This is a genomic window from Streptomyces sp. DH12, assembly GCF_020873895.1.
GTDB lineage: Bacteria > Actinomycetota > Actinomycetes > Streptomycetales > Streptomycetaceae > Streptomyces.
Map to the genome: position 1 here is coordinate 1 of NZ_JAHWGT010000075.1, position 2,821 is coordinate 2,821.

At 73.1% G+C, this 2,821-nt stretch carries 1 protein-coding gene and 1 pseudogene; both read left to right on the forward strand.

The features are described from left to right. Nucleotides 1-1,768, forward strand: a 1,768-nt coding sequence (gene casA, locus LPA54_RS32500; protein ID WP_228984374.1) for a type I-E CRISPR-associated protein Cse1/CasA, incomplete at its 5' end; no start/stop codon positions are given. A gap of 109 nt (nucleotides 1,769-1,877) precedes the next feature. Continuing rightward, nucleotides 1,878-2,782: pseudogene (locus LPA54_RS32505) on the forward strand (Ku protein). The last annotated feature ends 39 nt before the right edge of the window (nucleotides 2,783-2,821 follow it).

Consider the following 2,821-nt stretch of genomic DNA (forward strand, 5'->3'; position numbering starts at 1 on the left):
GCCCGCCCGCGCCCTCGCGCGGGCGGGCGGCCTGCCGAGACACCTCCTGGAGCCTGCCGTGCCCGTACCGTCCTTTCCCCTGACCAGCGAGCCGTGGATCGAGGTGCGCGATGCCGATGTCGGCGCCTACCGGCGGGTGGGCATCACCGAAGCCCTCACCCGCGCGCACCGCCTGTCCTTCGACGTCGCCCGCGCCGGCGAGGTCCCCGTCATGCGGCTGCTGGCCGCCGTGTACGACGCCGCGGCGGGTCCTCGCGATGCGGCCGAGTGGGACGCCGCGTGGGCGGCGCCCGCCCTGGACGAGGACCGCATCACCGCCTACCTGAAGCGGTGGGAGCACCGGTTGGACCTGGTGCACCCCACCCACCCGGCGTTCCAGTGCGGCGAGCTGGACATCGAGACCGCCTGCAACATGGGCGCCGAGGCGCTGAACCCCTCCCGCCTGGGCGGCGCCTCGGGACCGTGGTTCGACCACCGGCTGCGGCAGGCGGAGCACCCGCCGTTCCCGTGGCGTGAGGCCGCCGCGAACCTGCTGTTCCTCCTGGCCTACGACGGCGCGGGGATCAAGCGGGCGGCGCCCGGCGACCCGGCCGAAAACGGCGGCAAGGTCTTCGGCGCGGCGACCGGCCTGACGGCGGCGGTCACCCATGTCCACGTGGAAACGGGCCGCTCCCTGAAGGACCTGCTGCTGCTGTCCCTGCCGCCGCAGCCGCGCGCGCCGGGCGACGCCCCGGTATGGGAGCGCGACACCCCGCCGGCGCCGGTGCGCGAGCGCCAGCCCACCGGCCGCCTCGACATCCTGACCTGGCCCGCCCGCCGTATCCGCCTGCGCCCCGACGGCGACGGCATGGTGCGCCGCGTCGCCTTCTACGACGGCGACCGCCTGCCCGACCGCACCCAGACCCTGCACACCTTGAGGGAGCTGGACCCGATGACCGGCTGGGGCACCACCGCCAAAGGCGCCCCTGCCCCCCGCTCGCTCACCGACCACCAGAGCGTCGTCCTGCCCTGGTCCGCGGCCGGGCTCCTGCGCGAGGACGCCGCCTCACCGGTCCTGGACCACGTGGTGCAGGCCGCCGAGCGCGGCGCCCTGGACCCCGGCCTGCCGCTGCGCGTGGTCATGAGCGGCACCACGTACAGCAACAAGCACCTCGCGGTGATCAGCGCCCAGCCGCAGTTGTCGACGCTGCTGGGCACGGCCGGGGCCCTCGCCCGGCCCGAGGTACGCGACGCCCTCGCCCGCGCCGCCGGCACCCCGTGGGTCTTCCAGAAGGCGATGGTCAAGGCGGTGCTGGAGGTCACCGGCCCCTACCTGCGGGACATGGTGACCGCCAAGCTGCGCCTGTGGGACCTGGACGGCGCGTGGCACGAGACCATCGAGCAGGCGGCCGACGACCCGGACGCCGCCCGCGCCCGCTGGTGGAAGGCCCTGGACGAGCTGATGATGCAGCGCCTGGAGGAGGTCCCCCTCAAGCCCACGCAGAGGGAGAAGGCGCGCGCCGCCTACCGCCGACTGATCGCCGAGGACTCCGCCACGGTGGAGGAGCGGAAGCCGGCAAGGCGGCGCGGCAGGAAGCCGGGCGCCGTCGAGACGTTCGAGGTGTTCGGCGGCACCTACACCCTGTCGCAGATCAGCCGGCTCCCGCAGTGCCAGGTCAGCTACCCCACCCTGCGCAAGCGCGTCACGGTCGACGGCTGGAACATCGAGGAGGCCGCCACCACTCCGACCCGCCGCGGCCCCGGCCCCAAGCCCCCTGTCGACCAGTAGCCCCCGCAACGCACCACCGAAGGGCCCCCGAGCGTGCTCGGGGGCCCTTCGTGCTGCCGCCTGACCTGCACCGCTCTACGCTGGGCAGGGGGGAAGTTGGAGGTGCGCCATGCCCCGCCCTGTCTGGTCAGGAGCGATTTCGTTCGGTTTGGTAACAATTCCGATCAAAGTTGTTACTGCGACGGAAGATCATTCGATCAGCTTCCGGCAGGTCCACACTGAGGACGGCGGCCGTATCCGCTACCAGAAGGTGTGCGAGCTCGACGGCAAGGTGCTCGACCAGGCGGAGATCGGTAAGGGCTACGAGATCACGAAGGAAACGGTCGTCCAGGTCTCCGACGAGGAGCTGCGGGAGATGCCGCTGCCGACGGCGAAGGCCATCGAGATCGTCGCGTTCGTCCCCCGCGACCGCGTCGACCCGGTACAGATCAGCACGTCCTACTACCTCCAGGCGGACGGGCAGGTCGCGGGCAAGCCGTACAAGCTGCTGCGGGAGGCGCTGAAGCGCTCCGACCGGGTCGCCATCGCGAAATTCGCGTGGCACGGCCGTGAGCGGCTCGGGCTGCTCCAGGTCCTGGACGAGGCCATAAGCTGCATTCGATGCGCTGGCCGGACGAGATCCGCGACCCCAGTGAGCTGGCCCCGGCGCCGACCGACGTCGGCGACGCGGAGGTGGACGGTGCGCTCGCCCTCATGGACGCCATGACCGTCGCCCGCCTCGACGACCTGGACCTCGCCGACCGGTACCACGACGCCCTCGAAGAAGTGATCACCGCGAAGGCCGAGGACCGGCGGCCGGCGCCGGTCGGCGGCGAGGCGGAGCCGCCCGGGCAGGTGGTCGACCTCATGGCCGCCCTCAACGCCTCCGTGGAGCAGGCACGCGCCGCCCGCGGGGACGACGAGCACGCCACCGTGCACGAGATGCCGCAGCGCGCGAAGAAGAAGGCCCCGGCGAAGAAGGCGGCCGCGGGGAAGAAGGCCGCGGCCCCGGCCCGGCGCCGGAAGGCCGGATAGCCGGAGCGCCTGCGGTGCGCACGCCTCCGCGTGCGCACC